This window comes from Pseudobutyrivibrio ruminis CF1b (assembly GCF_000424005.1).
GTDB classification, from domain to species: domain Bacteria; phylum Bacillota; class Clostridia; order Lachnospirales; family Lachnospiraceae; genus Pseudobutyrivibrio; species Pseudobutyrivibrio ruminis_C.
Genome location: NZ_AUJB01000011.1, coordinates 17,631 through 35,397, shown reverse-complemented (window position 1 = coordinate 35,397; position 17,767 = coordinate 17,631). Strand labels below are relative to the sequence as shown.

Sequence of the window (17,767 nt, the reverse complement as noted above, 5' to 3'; positions counted from 1 at the left end):
GTCGCCCCTAATTAGTGTTTTGTGTTAATTTCTGTGGTTCTTATCGTAATTAACCTTGATTGTTCCAATAATTGTTATAAATGCAATCAACAGGCCGATTACAGCAATGATAATAAGATAACGGATATACATTGTGAATAATGCCTGTTCATCCTTTCCCTTTGGATTTTCAGGTTCTGGGATATTTGTAGGAGCAGTATCTCCTCCTAATGGAACATCCGCCTCACCAATTGTAGTAGTGTCATCTGCTCCACCGGCTTCTCCTGCTGCCTCTCCACCTGCTGCATTACCTCCACCAGCTGGTGCTCTGTTATCTGTTATGCCAACTTCTTCTACAGGCATTCCAGGGATGGTCTGATATGTATATGTCGGATCACCTACAACAGTTGAATAGGTTACAGAATCTGCACCATATGAGGTTGAGTATGTATCACCTGGGCGATTCGTATATACGAATCTAATAACTTCCCCGGCTTCTGAAAGAGTAACTGCTTTATATCGCTCCCCGTTAATAGGATAATATCCTTCAATTTCCTTATATGGAACATAGAACTGGGTATGGTCAATACCGTAATATGTTTCATCAGTAGCAGGATTACCATTTGCATCGACTATGGCATTACCATTCTCATCCACAAACACTGCTGTATAAGGAATAGTTTTATAAACACCATAGGCGATAACATATGTCTCATCCTGTGTAACTGCTGCAATATCTATAGTGCTTTCACACTTGTTATCACCACTTTTTCTAGCACCAATAACCTTATATTTGGCATCTGTTGAAGAAATAATAACTCCTTCATGAGGGTCAAATTCGAATCGCTCACCAGCCTCTTTTTTGAAATCAATATAGCTGGCACTGCTATCTTTAAATGATGCTCCCTCATCCCCCATACCACCTAAATAAACTCTGATGGTATAAAGATATTCTGCATGTGCTACTGTCGATAGAGACATTACACCAGTAAGCACTATAAGCGTTGCTAAAAGCAGGCTTGTAAGTTTATTGATCCTTTTCATATCAGACTACCTCCTGCTTCTTTGCTTGAAAACTATAGAAAAATAAATGGCAATTATAAGAAATCCCAATATCAGTCCTGTTGTACATACTAAGATAGGAGCAATCATATCTCCTGTCTGTGGATTATTTCTAACCACTGCAAGTGGTGTGTCAGGATCTGTGATTGACACAATTTCCGTTCCACCAGGTACAGTATAAACAACTTTCCTTGAAGCTCCAGGCTTGTGATTAACAACGTTTTTAGGGGCTGCCTGTGCGCCAATCTTAATATCGAGAGTGGCCAGTTTGTACATATATGAATTGTCCTGAGAGTTTCCATCGAGAGTAATTGAAATAGTTACTTTTCCACTTCCACCTGCTGGAAGACGTCCAAGTTCGAAAAACTTATCCCCACCGTCCACCTGCTTAAGACCTTTAATAAGATCCGCTTCGTCAGAAACACCGATTAATTCACTGTCACAGATAACCTGATCACCATTTTTAATGATATAAGTATAAGCACCTTCTGTAGCCTCGTATGACTCGTTATCATTTGCATCTCTTTCCTCAAGAGAATTAATAATATCTGCATTGAGATAGAAATCCGCATCAACTGATGTGCTGTAATCAATCTCATAAATGACTGTATCACCAGGCATTACTGCAGACATGGTTGCATTAGTCACATTTTCAGAAAACTTTGATGTAACTTTATTTCCGTCGTATGTGACTGGCCAACTGGTTGTATGTGTCTTTGCCTCTGTTGTAATATTTTGTCCTGCCAGTCCTACTACTGTCAGAGCCAGAGCAAGGACTAAATTCATTATTCTCTTTTTCATCGCTTGCCCCTTTCTTATTCGTCTTCAATAACAAAGTTGACTGTTGATTTGTTTCCTGTTGATACGTCTATACCTGCAAATGAATCTTTAATACCCCAGGCAGCGCTTATAGCATCTCTTCCACTGTTTGTCTGAACTGCATCTGCCTGAATAGAAATATCCATACATGCGCCATTATAAGAATATTCATTGGTGATTGTTGTAGATGTTCCACCATGCTGAACTTCCCTTATAACTTTATCATTTACCCTAATTCCTGAAATAAAAGGAACCTCTTCATTCTGAGCTACTGGTGTAAGTCTGTAGTACACTGTCTGTTCGTCAGTTGATTCATCATCATTAATGTACCAGCCTGGTTCAACCTCAATTTCAATAAGTGCAGGAGTTAGTGAAAGATTCTTTCTGTATTCACCATCCTCTGACTCACTCTTCCAGCTCTTTCGTACAACCACTCTAATATATTCATCGTAGTTTCCGCCAGAAGTATTTTTCACCGAAATATTTTCTTTATAAAGCTTTCCAATTTTTATTGACTCGTCTTCATCAATCTCTTTGAATTGAATCTGACCATTATCAACATCTCCTGTAATTTCCACGTCAAAGGTAGCTGTTTTAAAATTTACTCTGTCAGCTTCTGACTGGGAAATCATTGCGGCTCTCGTGGCTCCCACTGTGCTGGCTCCAATTACCAGCAATCCCAATGTTAAAAGCACCAGAGGGTTCTTATAAAATTTTTTCATATTATTCCCTCCTATCTTCCAACATTGATACTATTGCTAATTGCGTTTGCCCAATCATCAGGAATAGGATTGCCTGCATCGTCGTAAATAACCTTTGTTGCTTCCTGAACAATTACTACGTTAAAGCTGTCTGGAACATCGTATTCCTGATCCACCTGCTTTGGAACAATATCCAATTTCAACTGTGTTGCAGTTGACTCTTCAGGAGCAAGTGGCTTTGTGTAGTAATAATAATCACCTTCCTGTATCCATCCATCTTCTGGATTGAAATTCACCTGCCAATTGTCTGGAGAAATGGCCATCGCTCTTACAAAAATTGGATAATGACCATTGTTGGTGATTGTAATCATCTTTGTCATTTCCACAACATCTTCATCCAGTTCCGGTGGAACATCGCCAATCTCTAATGCTTTGGTGGTTCCCTCTACAGTCCTTGTTGCTGTGAAGTATGCTAAAGCAGGCTTTACTGCAGATATACTAATTACTAATGCTACTGCAGCAACTAAATATAACCATTTTGTTTTCATAGTTAGTTACCTCGCTCTCTCAATACTATTGTGGAATATCATCCATACCCACATGCACATATTCACCGTCTCGTTTCACAAATGTATTCACAGCACTTATACCGCCTGAAATCATTTTTTCTTCATCGTATCTGTTTTCGAATCTCGCTGTAGACTCGCCACCAGCTTCGATTACTAAATCATTCACTACCTTATTTGATGCTAATTCGTAACTTGCACCTGTATATACCTCTTCTACAGTAACTGTGGCTGTTGCTGGTATTTCAAGCTCTATCTGTTGTGTCCCAGCACTTTCAAACTCTATAGTAACAACATCATCAAATACTACTTTTTCATCAATCTGAGCTTTTACCTTATATACAAATGATGCTGCTGCTAAACTTTCGTTGTAATCATCCAACTTCTTTTCAATAATCAGTGTTCCCAGCTTTGGCACCTGATTTGACTTAAGTCCAAATTTAACATCATATTTCCATTCATCTAAAGGCATTCCCTCATCTGCTTCATAATTATCTCTTGGTGTGATGTACTGGCTTGTAGGAGCAAAGAGTACATATGATGTAAATTCATATAAGTATCTTCTGTCCTCAGCTGATGGTACATATAAGTAAAGGCCTGCACCCTTAGGAATAGAAACATATCCACTACTTTGACCTGTTCTTCTGTCAATTGTGATTGTTGCTGTTGGAGTAACTCCATCCACAACGGCTAATGCCTTGTTTACGATTGATTCTTCAACAGTGGCAACGGTAGGATTATCTTTAAGAATTGAAAGATTAATTCCTGAGTTTTTAAATCCATCCTCCAAAGTCTTAACATCACCAGTGACATCCATGCTGGCTATCTTATACAAATCAATAGTAATTTTGCCTGTATAATTCATGGCCAATGCAGAAGTAGTATCAACCTCAGCAGTAATAGTTACATTGGCATCTGTATCCACTGCTGAAGCAGCTCTAATGGTATGCACTCCCACTCCCAGAATACATAACACTAGCGCCATGCTTATTCCTATTAGACCTTTTCTTCTTAAACTAACTTTAATCACTGGCGACTCCCTTCCAAGCCACTAGGCCTTAACATTATTACTATCCTCCGATTTACATCACCTGGAACAAGATACTGAATCAATATCCTCTTCCTGATAATGTAGTGGGTGCCCCGACACACTTCATTTGTGACGGGGGCCCACACTATTCTACTTACTTAACTGATTTATTTTTCTTGTTTGCATAATACAAACCTGCTGCAACGCTCATTAAAAGTACACCGAAGCCTGTGAAAGCTGCTGTACCCTTACCACCAGTGTAAGGAAGTGTTGAAAGTGTTGTATTACCCATTGTTGCTGTTCCTAATAATGCATCATCTTCGCCACTCCATGTAACATCTTCATCTGTTGTGTTAAGTGAATATCCATCTGGAGCTGTTACTTCGTGGAATGAATAAATAACATCCTTGTCAAATCCAACTGCTGAATCTACACCTTCATCATTTGTTAAAAGCTTTGTAGCATCATCAATATTTGTTGTCCAGTCTGCAAGTTGCTTTACACCATCAACTGTTTCGAGAATTGCGTACTTACTGCCATTTACAATTACGAATTCTGCACCATCTAATTTTTCCTCTGTAGTAGCGTCTATCTTTGTAATCTGAAGTGTTCCTGTATATGACTTAACTTTTGTTGTCTCTGGATTATTATTTACAGTAGCTTCATTCTCAATTGCAGTACCAGTAACAACTGCCTTATATGTGATAACTACTTCTTTATTTGCGTTTTCGTTAGCTACAGTAACATCATTAATTAATACCTCTGTAAGAACGATTTCCATTTCTGTTTTGTCGTCACTTATAGTAATGCTATCAGGTGTTATAATGTCTTCACCAATCTTTACTTCAATTGTAGATTCTACAAACTCTCCACCTGTTAGCTTATCTGTAACAACGAGCTCTGCTGAGCCACCTGCTGGCTTATATGGAACTGTGGCTTTAATTGTATATCCTACCTGATCACCAATTGCTACATATTTATTGCCTTCGCCATATGTCTTATCAACTTTATAAGGTGTTTTCTTTATTACTGCTTTTACCTCTTTACCTTCTTTTGCATCAGCAAGGCTGACATAAACAAGTACTGTGCTATATGTATGCTTAATTGTTGCGTTCTCTGAATCCTGTGCCTTGATTACGTATAAACCTGCTTGTGCATTAGTAATAGAAGTTCCAGTAATCACTGTAGTTGTTCCTACAGAACCAAGATTTTCCAGTCTCGAATTCTCATTTCCACCATTCTCGTCTGAGGCTGCAATCCAACCCTTAATCATTTCCTGTTCCCCTGTCTTTCCAGCAGGAAGAAATCCAGCAAATAAGCTTTCGTATCCAGATACGATTGTCCATCCTGTTTCCTTTGTAGGATCTGCCTTAATTACCTGAGCATATGCTAATTCTGCACCATCAGCGCCTTCAATTATGATAGTTGCTCCTGGTGGAGTGGTATCGCCCTCAGCTGATACTGTTAATGTCATTCCTAGCACCATTACTAATGACATAAGCAATACTAAAAACCTTTTTACGTTACTCATAGATTTACCTCCTTCTGTGATGAACCACCCTATTTACATGTAACCTTTGTTTTTCTTTTGTTTTTATAGAAAAGGAATACTGAAGCCAGCATTAATACAATTCCATATAATGTCGTTCTGTAAATTCCGTTTCCACCAGTTTCTGGTAAATTGTAGGTTTGAATATTCTTGAAGTAGAACTCATAGGTAACAATATTTCCTACTCTGTTAGGTGTCACCTTATACTCTGCTTCTTCTACCAATTCCCCTTCTGCATTGTATGTGCAAGGAATAACAGTTGGCTTATTATCCCCATCCAATGTTATTTTCCATTTCACATCACTCTTTGCATAACCAAATGGAGCAGTTTTCTCTGTAAGAATATATGTTTTTCCTGCTACAACCTCTCCATCCCATTCAATCAGTCCTTGCTTATCGTCCTCTGTTTTGCTTTTACCTGTAATGGCATTACGTCCATCTTCCTGTATAGTAAATTCGGCATCTGCAAGTCGTTTTCCTGTTTCACCATCACCGTCTGTTTTATATACCTTCCAAACTGTCTTTAAGTGAACTTGTATTACAGGATGAGGGAAGTCATCATCCATATGATTTCCACAGAACTCATATGAAGCCTTGGCATCTCCATTTGAATAGAATCCCTCTTTCAAAGATGATGTCCACTGTTCCTCCGGTATAGTTAAATTATCAGTGAATGGATCTCCCACCTTGTTATATAACGGTCTATTATTTTGGAGGTTGTCGAAGTATTCCGCATAAGCAGTTTCACTTGGAACAACCTTAAAGGACACTGTAAATGAATAGTTAGGCGGAAGTTCATATCCATCTGGATAAGTCATTTTGATACTTCTGGAATCCTTGTCGTAATATGCTGATACTGTGTATGTATGACTTACGCCATTATCATCTGTTTCATATATATCGTATTCAGCAATATTTATAGATGTATCATCATGATTATTTGTGATTCCACTATTCTTATCAACTATTCCGTTTCTCCATGTGCCCCTTCCAAGAGTTTTAAGCTCGTTCGCATTTGGATCCTCTTCCGTTACTGCTACATTCTCATCTCGAATACCAATAGCAATTTTAGTTCCATCCTCAATGTCAACATAATCACTAAGCGGATCTGTAATCAATACATCTTCTGCGTGATAAGCAACAACTGTCTCTATTTCATCTCCTGTTTCATCTGTAGAAATCACACCTGCCATATTTCTGAACAAATCAACTAATTTATCACCTCTAACCGTAGATGTCTTTTTAACGGTTGCGTTTGTAGTATTAGTCATATTTGTCAGAAACCATTCGGCACTTCTAGGAGTTCCATTGTATCTATATGTTGTTGTGCTAAAATCTAATCCTATTGAATAGAAAGCATCACCACCGACTTTTTCTGCCGCTTCAAGTGCTCTTTCATATGCATATGAATAAAACTCTCCACTCTGGCCACCACCTCTATAAGCTGTTGGTAATCCATCAGTTAAGAAAATCACAATCTTTTGAGCGTCACTGGTATCATTTGCTATTATTGTCTGTATTGAATCCAATGCTTCCTCGTAATTTGTTCTTCCTGAATGATTTACACTATCATTTGATGGATATGACCAATTAAATGCATTAGGACCGGAATCAACCTTAACTATGTTATAAAACTGGTCAGTTGATAGCCATGAATCGGAACTTGTTACTATTCCTCCAAAATCAACTATTTTCCATTGAGCATTTACGTTATTCTTAGTTTTAATGATTTCTGCCATTATCTTAGATGCCTGCTGCATGTGATCTGCACGATTGTTATCAGCCATAGATGCTGAACGATCCACAGCAAATATTACGTGAACATCTTTGGCTTTTATAGAATTCTGACTCTCCTTTTCGTAGCTTGTTTCCTTTTTTACTAATTCAGGTCCCTTAAACTTCAGTTGAACTTGATAATCATCAGTATTTTGATAATATGTAACGAATTTTGAAGCAATTGCTTCTTTTTGGGACTCTGTTATTTTTGTATAGTAATAATTCTTAATCTTTATATCTGTAAGCTTAGGTTCCTCTACTGAGAAATTCGCTTCCCTCGTAGCAATACTCTCAGGAGCATATTCGGCTGCCTGCTCACTACCAATAAAGATTTTTGTTTTAAAATCGTTTATCTTATAGCCATCCTCGCCAGTTCCTATAACTCTAAGCTCGGTAATTTTATAATCACCATCTGGGAATGTAGAGAAGTCTGCTGTTTCTCCTGCCTTAAGTGAAAACTTTCCTTCGCTATCAAGTCTTCTGGTACTGTTTCCATTTTTATAAGATATATCTGTTACTGGTTGTCCATTTTGGTCAGTAATTCCAAACTCATATAGAGTTTCTGTATCAGATGCAGGTGGACCTGTTGCTATTTTTGAAATACTTAAGGTCACATCCTTCTCGTAAAACATGTACACAATTATTTGTTGGTTTGTAAACTTAATCCAATCAACTACTTTCTCATCACCCTTATATAATGCTACATATGGATAATAGTACCTTCTTGTGCTAAACCAACCGGATTGAACTTCTTCATCAAATCGATATCTGAAGTTATCAAACTCTATCATTTCACCATCTACCATATATCCGGCAGATACAAACCTATAGCCATCCAGATTGTCTTTAAACTGGTCAACATTATCTATCCTGCCATTTTCTCTGGTGATTTCGAAATTATTTGAGTCTTCCTGTAAAGTGACAAGGTTATCACCATCTTTATTAATACTATTAAAATAAATATTTATCTTTTCTGAATTATATGTTCCTGTAAACACAAAAACATAAGGTGAAAATGAGTCATTTGTAAATTCTGCTTTCTTAATATTTTTGTCACTGTCCAATTCAAGGACTGCTTTGTCTTCTTCAGAAATGTTCTCAATCGCTGCATCTTCCTGCTTAATATGAACCAGAGAGACATCCACATTTTTAATTTTTTCTCTATTCTCATCTCCTAAAGGATTTACTTGCTTTTTATATTCCATCGATACGGTTACATCACCACTAGGTTCAACCTCCTGATTAGTTTCCATATCTATAAAGCAAATATCATATGCTAAAAATCCAATAGAACCAAAGGTATCAATTTCAGTGTTTGCAAAAATCTTATTAGCTACCTGATCATATGCTTCCTTAGTCTCTTCAACCTCCTTCTTAATTGGAGTAACCTTAAGGTCAGCATTATCAGGAACGGCGCCTCTTACTGTTACGATTACTTCTTCATCTTCGTAAGTAAGAATTGGATCTGGAAGCCTTTGGAATCCGCAGTGGATACATTTTCCACTCTCATCAAACTCACATGACTCTATGTACTCTTCCATATCGCATTCGCTGCACTTTACTGTATGAGTACCATCACCGTTTGGAGTGTAGATTAGGTCATGTTCAGGTTCTTCCTTGGCATCCTTATCCTTCTCTTCATCCTCGTCTTCCTCATCTTCTGACTTTTCATCATCCTTATCCTTTTTGTCTTCGTCAGCAGATTTGTCATCTGGATCTTCAGGATTTTTAGAATCACCTGTTATGGCATCCACAACCTTGTCCACCACCTCTCCAATCTTCTCTCCGATTGAAGTAGGAGTACCTTCATCTGGTATTGTGGTCACCTCTGGTGTTTCAGCCCCCTCCGGTGTCACCGCTTCCTTGTTCTCTACAGAAGCTGGTGTCTCTTCAGCAGCTGGTACATCAGAAATAGCAGCCTCTCCTGATGTCTCCACAGTTTCTTCAACTGCTGGAGCCCCCTCTCCCTCAACGTCTGCAAAAGCAGATGCTGAAGAAGTCAGAAACAGAACTGCTACGATGCTTAATGAGATAATTCTATTGAATAAAGCTTTTCTTTTCATATAATTCTTCCTCACTAAAACCAAACCACTGAACCAACACATTTGAAAAATTGTTTCGTACGGTATGTCATGTAATTGTGTTATACGAAATAATTTATGTAATGGTAGAATACCACTTGTTATGTGACAAATCTGTGAACTGGCATGAGTTTTCTGAAAGTGGCAAGAAGTTTTCAGATTCAATATACAATTTGTGAAGAGAATGTGAATAAAAAGAGCAGATAATTTTATAGGCATTTGCGCCACAGGTGTGTATTATAATCCAGCAAACACAGCAAAATAAAAGACCGGTCATATTGACCGGTCCTATATCTCTATTCTTCTACTACTTTTTTATTTCCAGCTACAAGGCTAAAATACCAAGCGATTAATCCTAATCCAAATAAAAGTGCTAATCCACAAAGAATCATTGGAATGAGTGAATCTCCTGTCTTTGGTCCTGCCAATGGCACAAGAGGCGACTCCATCTCGATAATCTCCTCGCCCCACTCTACTATTTCATCTTCGTGAGGTGTTGTTGGATCATGAGGAGGCTGCTCCACTATTATCGGTGTCTCCTGTGGCTTAATAATAAAGCTAACATCGTATTTCCATGTCTCATCTGCGCCTGCAACACCGCTAACAACATAATCACTTGTTGGGGCAAAGATAATATATGGCACAAAATTATACTTATATTTCTCATCTGAAACAGGCTGTGGAATGTAAAGGTAAACACCTGCTCCACTGGCTATAGAAACCTTGCCTGAAATAGAACCATCTTTTCTTGATGCTGTAATAACTGCATCAGGCTGCTTACCGTTTACTGCCTGAACAGCTGGCTCTACTATATTCTTTTCGATATCAGCAACCTTTGGGCTGTTATTAAGGACTGTAATATCAATTCCGCAATTCTGATATGAATCTGAAAGCTGTGGCTTACCTGTCTCATCAATGACTGCTATCTTATACAAATTAATATCAACTGTTCCGGTATAGCTTTTTGCAAAGACAGATGCATCATCCTTACCAACCTGAGCGGTAATGTTAACTGTTGCATTTGTGTTAACAGGCTCTGCAGCATGAACGTCAATTGCATCAGCACAACCTACAGCCACAACTGCTGCAAGGGCAAAAGCCACCATATTCTTCTTAATATCAAAAAACTTCATGATATTATTGCTCCCTTATTGTTTCCTTTTAAAAATATTTCTAATAATTGCAATGATTATAATGGCAATAACAAATCCTGCTATACCAAAAATCAAATAATAATCCTTTACTGTCTCCACAACAGCCTCCGCACCTGTAGGCACTGCGTCCTCACCAAGGTATTCAACCCTGGTTCCTCGCACAAGAAGTCTGTGTGTGTTTACACCATAAGGTGTACATGTAAATAAAGTGACATGATCTTTTCCTGGCTCCACCTTCATGGCTTCTGCAAGAGTATCTATGTCTTCCGCCTCAATCATTGGATATATTTCATCCACTTCATAGGCTAAAGTTTCATCCAAAACATGGATGTAAAATTTATCTCCAGCTTCAAGCTGGTCTATATTGGTAAAGAGCTCTGCATTTGGCAAACCTCTGTGACCTACAATAACTGAATGGGTTCCAGGACCGCCTATAGGAAGTGCTGTACCATTAAGATGACCTAATGCCTTCTGTATGTACTCATCAAAAGTACCATGCATGATAGGTAATTTCAGATTTATCTTTGGAATGGACAGATAGCCCATTATTCCGTCACCATTTAAATTTAATACAGAATAGTATTCTGAATCCTTAAATGCTTCTGTAGCAGTGGCGTCATTTCCATCTGCACCTGTCTTAAATGCATCTGTACCTATGGCATTTTCTACAATACCTTCATTGAAAGCTCTGGCTGCTGCCCATTGAGCTGAATAATCCTCCTGAGTCATCTCTGTGATAGAGTTCTCATAATTATTTATGAGTCGACTTTGGACATAGTTGTTCCATTCATTGGAAATGGTAGGATATGCTAATAATCCAAATCCCACAACAAACAATATGAATATTAATCCTTTAAATATCCTTTGTTTCAACTTCTTCAGCCCTCTTATTACTGTGCTTATCGTAAAGGTACAATATCAAAATAAAAGCTGCTACTGTTAATAATCCCAAGATTACCCAAAGGAGGTAATTGGTATGGAGACTAACTGCTCCAAATGCTGGCGTTCTGGCATCTTCCAAAAGCTCAGGTGTGTACTCAACCCTGTGTCCTCTGACCATCAGACGCTGAGTGTTAACACCATAAGGCGTACAGGTAATAAGTGTACATAAATCCTGTCCATCCTCCACTGCTAAAAGTGAAGTGTCATCTGGCTCAACAACATTAATAGAATCTACTTCATAGGCATAATATTCATCCATGATAATCAGGAAGAAATCATCTCCTATCTGAAGCTTATCCAAATCAGTGAAAAGTGTGGCACTTGGCAAACCTCTGTGAGCGGATAGTACAGAATGTGTACTAGGTCCACCAACTGGAAGGGACGAACCTTCAAGATGTCCAACACCTATCTGTAATACATCCTCGTTTGTAGTATGGAATACTGGAAGCTTAATATTTATAGCAGGGACCTGAATATATCCCATTATTCCATCTCCATTTGCATTAAGGATGCTCATATATCTTTCATCCGTACCATTAGCCTCTGCTTCTGCAAAGGAATCCGGCAGGATACTTGGAAGCAGGTCCTCATTATACTGATATGCTTTTTCAAGCTCTCCCTCAGTATTAATGGCTCCTGATTCAATCGCTGTAGATACTGCCTCTGTGTAATTATTTACCAGTGTGGCCTGCACATGATTATTCCATATGTTTGCCACCAGAGGATAAAACAGCAAGGACAAGCCAGCTATCATTAAAGCTCCAATACAGATTAATTTGAAATACTTAGCAAAAAAAGTCTTCATCTTCACCTGACCTCTCCTTGATATTTTAGTTAACTGAATTATTCACCAAATAAATTTTATTAGAAAAGTGAATGCAAGCATTCATTTCCTATATAAAATTTACTTGGTTCTGAATAATTCATCATATCACACAATTGTGTCCATTTAGTTTACTGAAGCCTTTTTCTTTGTTGCAAAGTAAAGAGCTGATGCAAGTACCATAATAGCTACACCAAGAACTGTGAAGATTGTAGTACCCATACCACCAGTGAATGGGAGGCTTGAAAGCTTTGTATCAACCATCCAGCCTTCCTTCTGTAAATCCTTCTTCTGCTGCTCGTTAAGCTCTTTTACTGCGATAAGTGCCTTGCTGTACTTGTTGTCCTTATCGATTGTAACATCTACACCAGCTGTGTTGATTGAGTATCCCTCTGGAGCCTTTGTCTCTGTGAAGTGATATGTTCCCTCATCAAGGCCAAGAAGAAGTACCTTACCATAAGGAGCCTTAAGTGTCTTTGTAGCACCTGCTACAGAAGAGTTTGCAAGGTGATAGATTCCATCATTTGAAGTTACAACGAAGTAAAGTGTCTCTCCGTTCTTGCTTACTTCAAACTCAGCGCCGTTAAGGATAGTTGTTCCATCCTCTGCATACTTAATGAATGTGATGCATGCTGGGTGACCATAAACTGTTGGAGGGTTGATTGGATCACCGTTTTCATCAAAATCAAATGTGCTGTCATAAGCAAGGTTTACATAACCTTCTACACCAACAACAGTTGCCTCGTATGTAATAACAACAGTCTTACCAGCATTTCTGTCATCTGCTGTGATAAGATTTGAAAGGTTCATTGAATAAAGTGCTGTGTTCTCGTTCTCTGATACAAGCTCAAAAGAAGCGTTAACTGGAGCTGCGTTACCAACTGTAAGCTTTACATTTGTAGGAGCTGAAAGATTTGTCTCCTTATCGAATACCTTGTACTCTCTGTTCTGCTTGTTAGCCATGTAAGGAACAGTAGATGTAATTGTAAACTCAACTGTCTGTCCTGCTCTAACAAGACCATCGTTTGAATCCTTTGTAACGATGTTTGTAGAACCCTTAGCCTTAAGCTCGATAACGTTTGTGTTTACAATGTAGTTACCGTTTGCATCTGTCTTGTATGTAACTGCTACCATTGGGCTGTACTTAACTACGCTACCAATAGCCTTGATGTAATATACACCAGCCTTAAGGCCTGTGATTGTAACATCTGCACCGTTGTTTGAAACAACAGTCTTATCAGCTGTAAGGTTAGATGCAACAGCCTCGAAAGCATTCTTAAGCTCTGTTGCGTCGAAGTTTGGCTCAAGGCTCTCATCATAAGCATCCTTTGCCCAATCAGCGATTACGATTTCATTTGTAGCCTTGTTTACTGAAGCAATCTGATATAAATCAAACTTTGTCTCAGCATCTCTCTCTGAAATGTTTGTGATCTTGATAGTTGCTGTGCTATCTGCTGCAAAAGCTGTTACGCTCATTGCCATCATCATTACCGCTGCTAAAACAAAAGCGATAACCTTCTTGAAATTCTTCATCTCAATTTCTCCTTATAAATATAATTTCTTTTTCTCTTTGTATAACAACAGCGCTGCTACAAGTAAAAGTAGTACTCCGCCGATTGTATAAAGTAGGAATCCACTACCTCCAGTCTTAGGAAGAGTGTATGAAACTTCATTCTCAAAACTAAATTTGACAGTCTTGAGAACTGCTCCGTTTGCCAAGTTCTGCTCCTCTGAAACAGTATTCTCAGCTAAGTCGCCTGGGTTATTGATGTATGCCTGTACACCGTTTTCTCTGTCGATGATTATCTGCCATACATCCATGCTCATGGCATAACCGCCAGGAGCTTTGGTTTCTGAAAGAATATATCTTCCTACTGAAACCTCAATAGGATTCATGTTATTGTCTCTATCACTAACAGATCTGTACCAGAGAACAACACCGTTGGCATCGCTCTTTCCATAGTAAGTATCTGTAGAACCCTGTTCTGTGGAAGCGAGAGTAAATTCTGCTCCCATTAATGTTGACTTGCTTGTTTTGCTAATCTTGATCAGCTGCCAGTCAAATACTTTTACCAAATTATTTTCAAACTCAGCGGCCTTTTCGTTTGCTACTGATTTAGTGTTATTTTCTCCGATGTACTCAAAATCGATGAGAGCATATCTGTCAGCAGAATTATCATGCTTGTAAAGAACTGCTCCATTCTCATCGCCATCAATAATGATTCTGGTGTCATAGTTTCCTAATGTGTATCCATTATTGGAAATCATGCCAACCTCAGTAACCATGTACTGAGTCTCCATAAGGCCTTCAAATACAGCTGTCTCGTCAGCTTTTAATACAAACTGACCATCTCTGTCTGTTCTTAATTCCTTATCACCAATCTTGTATGGCTGGTTTTCAAATGGACTGTAAACTCCATTTACACCCTGCGCAATTTTGAAAATGTACTGAGCTTCCTTATCAAGATGCTTATCCATGCCATAAGTCACCTTTTTGCTTACAGAAAGCTTTTTAGCGAACTTAATAGGATTATTCTTAATCTTCACTACATTAGCAGAAGACTTGTAAACGCTATTGTTGTTTTTATCAAATGACAATGCCTCTGCTTCTGCATTGAGAGCATAAAGTTTTTGACTATAATCTTTGTCTGGATCTGAATATGCTGTAAGCTCAAGCTTCCAAAGAGCACCTTCAGGAGTCTTATATTCGTCAGCAGCCTGAGTCTCTTTCAGATAGTAAGTCTTTGTTATAGAGTCACTGCCTCTTGGAATAACACCAGCAGAAAGACCTGTAAACTTAATTGTTCCATTCTCATCTGATGTAGCTACTGCTGGGACACCGATGCCCATAGTTGCCACATTTGTGCATTCCTCATCTGTATATAAAGTAAACTGAGCATTTGCCAGCCCTCTCATATTTTCATCTACCTTGAGACCTTCAAAATCCGCTGTTCTTGTCTCTGTCTTAGTGAAGTTGTAGCTGATTTTACAGTTTGATTCATGAGCACCACGCTCGAAGTAAACAACTGTAAGAACGTGCTCCTTCTTACTAAGTGCAGTAACATCATTTTCAGGAATAAGATCATATAAATTAGTAGTTCCAATTCCCTTTGCGATAGAACCATCATTTAAAGTTACGTAGCATGAATCATCACCAGCAAGTGACGAAGTAAGCTGATTTTCTCTGTCACCCTGGATGATAATCTCACCAGTTTTAAAATTAATCTGACCTCTGACAGCATTGTGAATACCACCAAGGTCAAGAACTAAATGACCATCTACATATACAAAAACGTCGTCATCACCGAAGAATTTAAAGATAGTATCCTTACCTTCGTCAGTTAATCCATCCTCTGCAACGCAGAAGTTGATAGGAAGCATCATTCCGAAGTGGTTTTCTTCATGAAGTGATTCTTCTCCCTTGCTGTTCTTATATGGTCTTGCATTAAATGGTCTAAACTGAGAGCCATAAGTAGGCTTCAACTTATATTTGTGATAGTAATAATCGTATTCAGTTACATATTTGTACTGACTACTATCAAGAGTCCAATACCCTTCAGTATCAAGACCGAACTGAACAAGGGCATCGTTATAGTATTCATCTATATAGTAGTTATACTGCCACCACTTACTAAGGTAATTATCATATGAAGGAAATACCTCCAAACCATTACTGTTAGCAAGTGTAAACTTGCCGTCTTTCAACTCATTTGAAGCAAGGCCCTGATAAACCTGGCCGTAGCTACAGTGGTTGCTTTCAGCACCAGTCTGTCCACTGCCAAACATAAACTGATTGCCAAAGAAGCGATTTTCTTTTCCTTCTGCCTTTCCGTAAAAGTTTCCGTTTACGAAGTTGACAAAAGTAGCCCCCTGGACATACTGAGTCTTATCAGTATAGAAAGATGGCATTGGCTCTAAGTCTACAACAACAGCATTTACGAATTTGTTAGTGCCGTCCATGCCTCTTAAAGAAAGAGTCACCTGGCAATCTGCCTGGAATCCGTCCACATTAACAGTCTGTAATGGAGAATTCTTATAAAAATCAGAACCATTGTCCTCATATAATGTAACCTTGGCAACATAATAGTTCTCTGGTGCCTGGAATCTAAATGTGAAATTTCCCGCTTTATTTGAACCATACTGGAAACATCTTCCATCATCATGTGGAGCAATTTCGAAAGGTGCATATTTATCATTGTTCTGCTGATAAACTCTAAAGGCGATTCGGCCCTTGTTTGCGCCGTTTTCCTCGTTTGTTCCTTTAATGAAGTTGTATTCCTTGTCGATTACTTCTGCAGAACCATATAAGGAATTGCTGTAAAGAGTCTTTCCATCGTTAAGCTTTTCGATGAACTCTGTAACAACATAAGTAGAGAAGCTGTCTGACTCAAATGTGATTGTGTCTTCATTGATTTCAGAACTAACTTCCTCTGCTGTGTCACCATCTTTAATATGCACAACCGCATTTGCATTTATTGAAGATGACTCAATGGAAATCTTTACGTTTGAACCCTCCCTTGGCTCAATCTCTTCGCCATCCGCTTCAAAGCGAAGATCGAACGCATAATAGTTTTCCACCTCTTCAGAAGAAACTGCTTCATCTACAAGCTCCTGCTCAGAAGTAGAAAGGCTGATTATTTCTGCCTTGAACTCAACATCCACATCAAATGTTCCTGCTGGAACAAAAGCTGTTATATAAAAATCTCCCTTTTTTACATTGAATGTTTTGTCCTGTGAAACTTCCGCTATAGTTTCTTCTGGCTTCTCAGACTCAGTTTCTACTTCTTTTTCATCAGGAACTTCCTGACTATCTTCTTCCAAATTTTCTGTCTTAGAATCGTTTTCAATGGAATTATTGTTTTTTGAACTAACTTCTTCAGAATTACTTTGAGTATTGCTTAGATTAGTTGATATATCTTCAGAATTGGTATTGCTCGTTTGTGTATTACTAAATTCGGTGTTGCTTAAAATCTCCGGCCCCTGGGCCCCTCCATCTATTTCGGCGGCGTATACCGCTACCTGGGTGGAGAACAGCATCGCTACCGAAAGACTACAACATAGTAATCTCCTTAGGATAGGATACTTTTTCATTAATTTCAAAACTCCTTAATATAACTTGCGAACTGAAGGATTCAAAATGTGAATAAATGGTATCAATTTTGTGTCCTTTTTGTGTCCGAGATGTATAATATGCTTTTTAATTCATAAATGAAAGCTTGTGGCAACATCTATTATTTTTTGGCAAAAAATAACCTAGCCCCATGTGGACTAGGTTATTAAAATCA

General features: G+C 38.4%; 12 protein-coding genes. All 12 read right to left on the bottom strand.

Translation table 11 applies throughout. The annotated features are described in order from the left end of the window. Positions 1 to 24: 24 nt before the first annotated feature. On the bottom strand, positions 25 to 1,023 hold the full coding sequence (locus G592_RS0109905; protein WP_028247688.1) for a hypothetical protein: 999 nt from the start codon (positions 1,021 to 1,023) through the stop codon (positions 25 to 27). A 6-nt stretch (positions 1,024 to 1,029) separates the two neighbouring features. Then, positions 1,030 to 1,842, bottom strand: coding sequence for a hypothetical protein (locus G592_RS0109900; protein ID WP_028247687.1), 813 nt, complete (start codon positions 1,840 to 1,842; stop codon positions 1,030 to 1,032). A 14-nt stretch (positions 1,843 to 1,856) separates the two neighbouring features. Further along, positions 1,857 to 2,582 (bottom strand): hypothetical protein, encoded by a 726-nt coding sequence (locus tag G592_RS0109895; protein ID WP_028247686.1) that lies wholly within the window; start codon positions 2,580 to 2,582, stop codon positions 1,857 to 1,859. Positions 2,583 to 2,593: 11 nt separating this feature from the next. Next, positions 2,594 to 3,109, bottom strand: coding sequence for a hypothetical protein (locus G592_RS0109890; protein WP_028247685.1), 516 nt, complete (start codon positions 3,107 to 3,109; stop codon positions 2,594 to 2,596). Between the two features lie 25 nt (positions 3,110 to 3,134). Next, positions 3,135 to 4,157 carry a hypothetical protein gene (locus tag G592_RS0109885; protein WP_155942190.1) on the bottom strand — a complete coding sequence of 341 codons (1,023 nt, stop codon included), beginning with the start codon at positions 4,155 to 4,157 and terminating at the stop codon, positions 3,135 to 3,137. A 154-nt stretch (positions 4,158 to 4,311) separates the two neighbouring features. Then, complete coding sequence (locus G592_RS0109880; RefSeq protein ID WP_028247683.1) at positions 4,312 to 5,688, bottom strand: SpaA isopeptide-forming pilin-related protein; 1,377 nt, start codon at positions 5,686 to 5,688, stop codon at positions 4,312 to 4,314. 29 nt (positions 5,689 to 5,717) lie between these two features. Next, complete coding sequence (locus G592_RS0109875; RefSeq protein WP_028247682.1) at positions 5,718 to 9,545, bottom strand: DUF7604 domain-containing protein; 3,828 nt, start codon at positions 9,543 to 9,545, stop codon at positions 5,718 to 5,720. 314 nt (positions 9,546 to 9,859) lie between these two features. Beyond that, entirely contained in the window at positions 9,860 to 10,696 is an 837-nt protein-coding gene (locus tag G592_RS0109870; RefSeq protein WP_028247681.1) for a hypothetical protein, read from the bottom strand. 15 nt (positions 10,697 to 10,711) lie between these two features. After that, positions 10,712 to 11,590, bottom strand: coding sequence for a class C sortase (locus G592_RS0109865; RefSeq protein ID WP_028247680.1), 879 nt, complete (start codon positions 11,588 to 11,590; stop codon positions 10,712 to 10,714). Next, on the bottom strand, positions 11,571 to 12,464 hold the full coding sequence (locus G592_RS0109860; RefSeq protein ID WP_028247679.1) for a class C sortase: 894 nt from the start codon (positions 12,462 to 12,464) through the stop codon (positions 11,571 to 11,573). The genes G592_RS0109865 and G592_RS0109860 overlap by 20 nt, the downstream gene beginning before the upstream one ends. Before the next feature lie 144 nt (positions 12,465 to 12,608). After that, positions 12,609 to 14,015 carry a SpaA isopeptide-forming pilin-related protein gene (locus G592_RS0109855; RefSeq protein WP_028247678.1) on the bottom strand — a complete coding sequence of 469 codons (1,407 nt, stop codon included), beginning with the start codon at positions 14,013 to 14,015 and terminating at the stop codon, positions 12,609 to 12,611. A 12-nt stretch (positions 14,016 to 14,027) separates the two neighbouring features. Further along, positions 14,028 to 17,573 (bottom strand): SpaA isopeptide-forming pilin-related protein, encoded by a 3,546-nt coding sequence (locus G592_RS0109850; RefSeq protein WP_081660384.1) that lies wholly within the window; start codon positions 17,571 to 17,573, stop codon positions 14,028 to 14,030. Positions 17,574 to 17,767 lie beyond the last annotated feature (194 nt).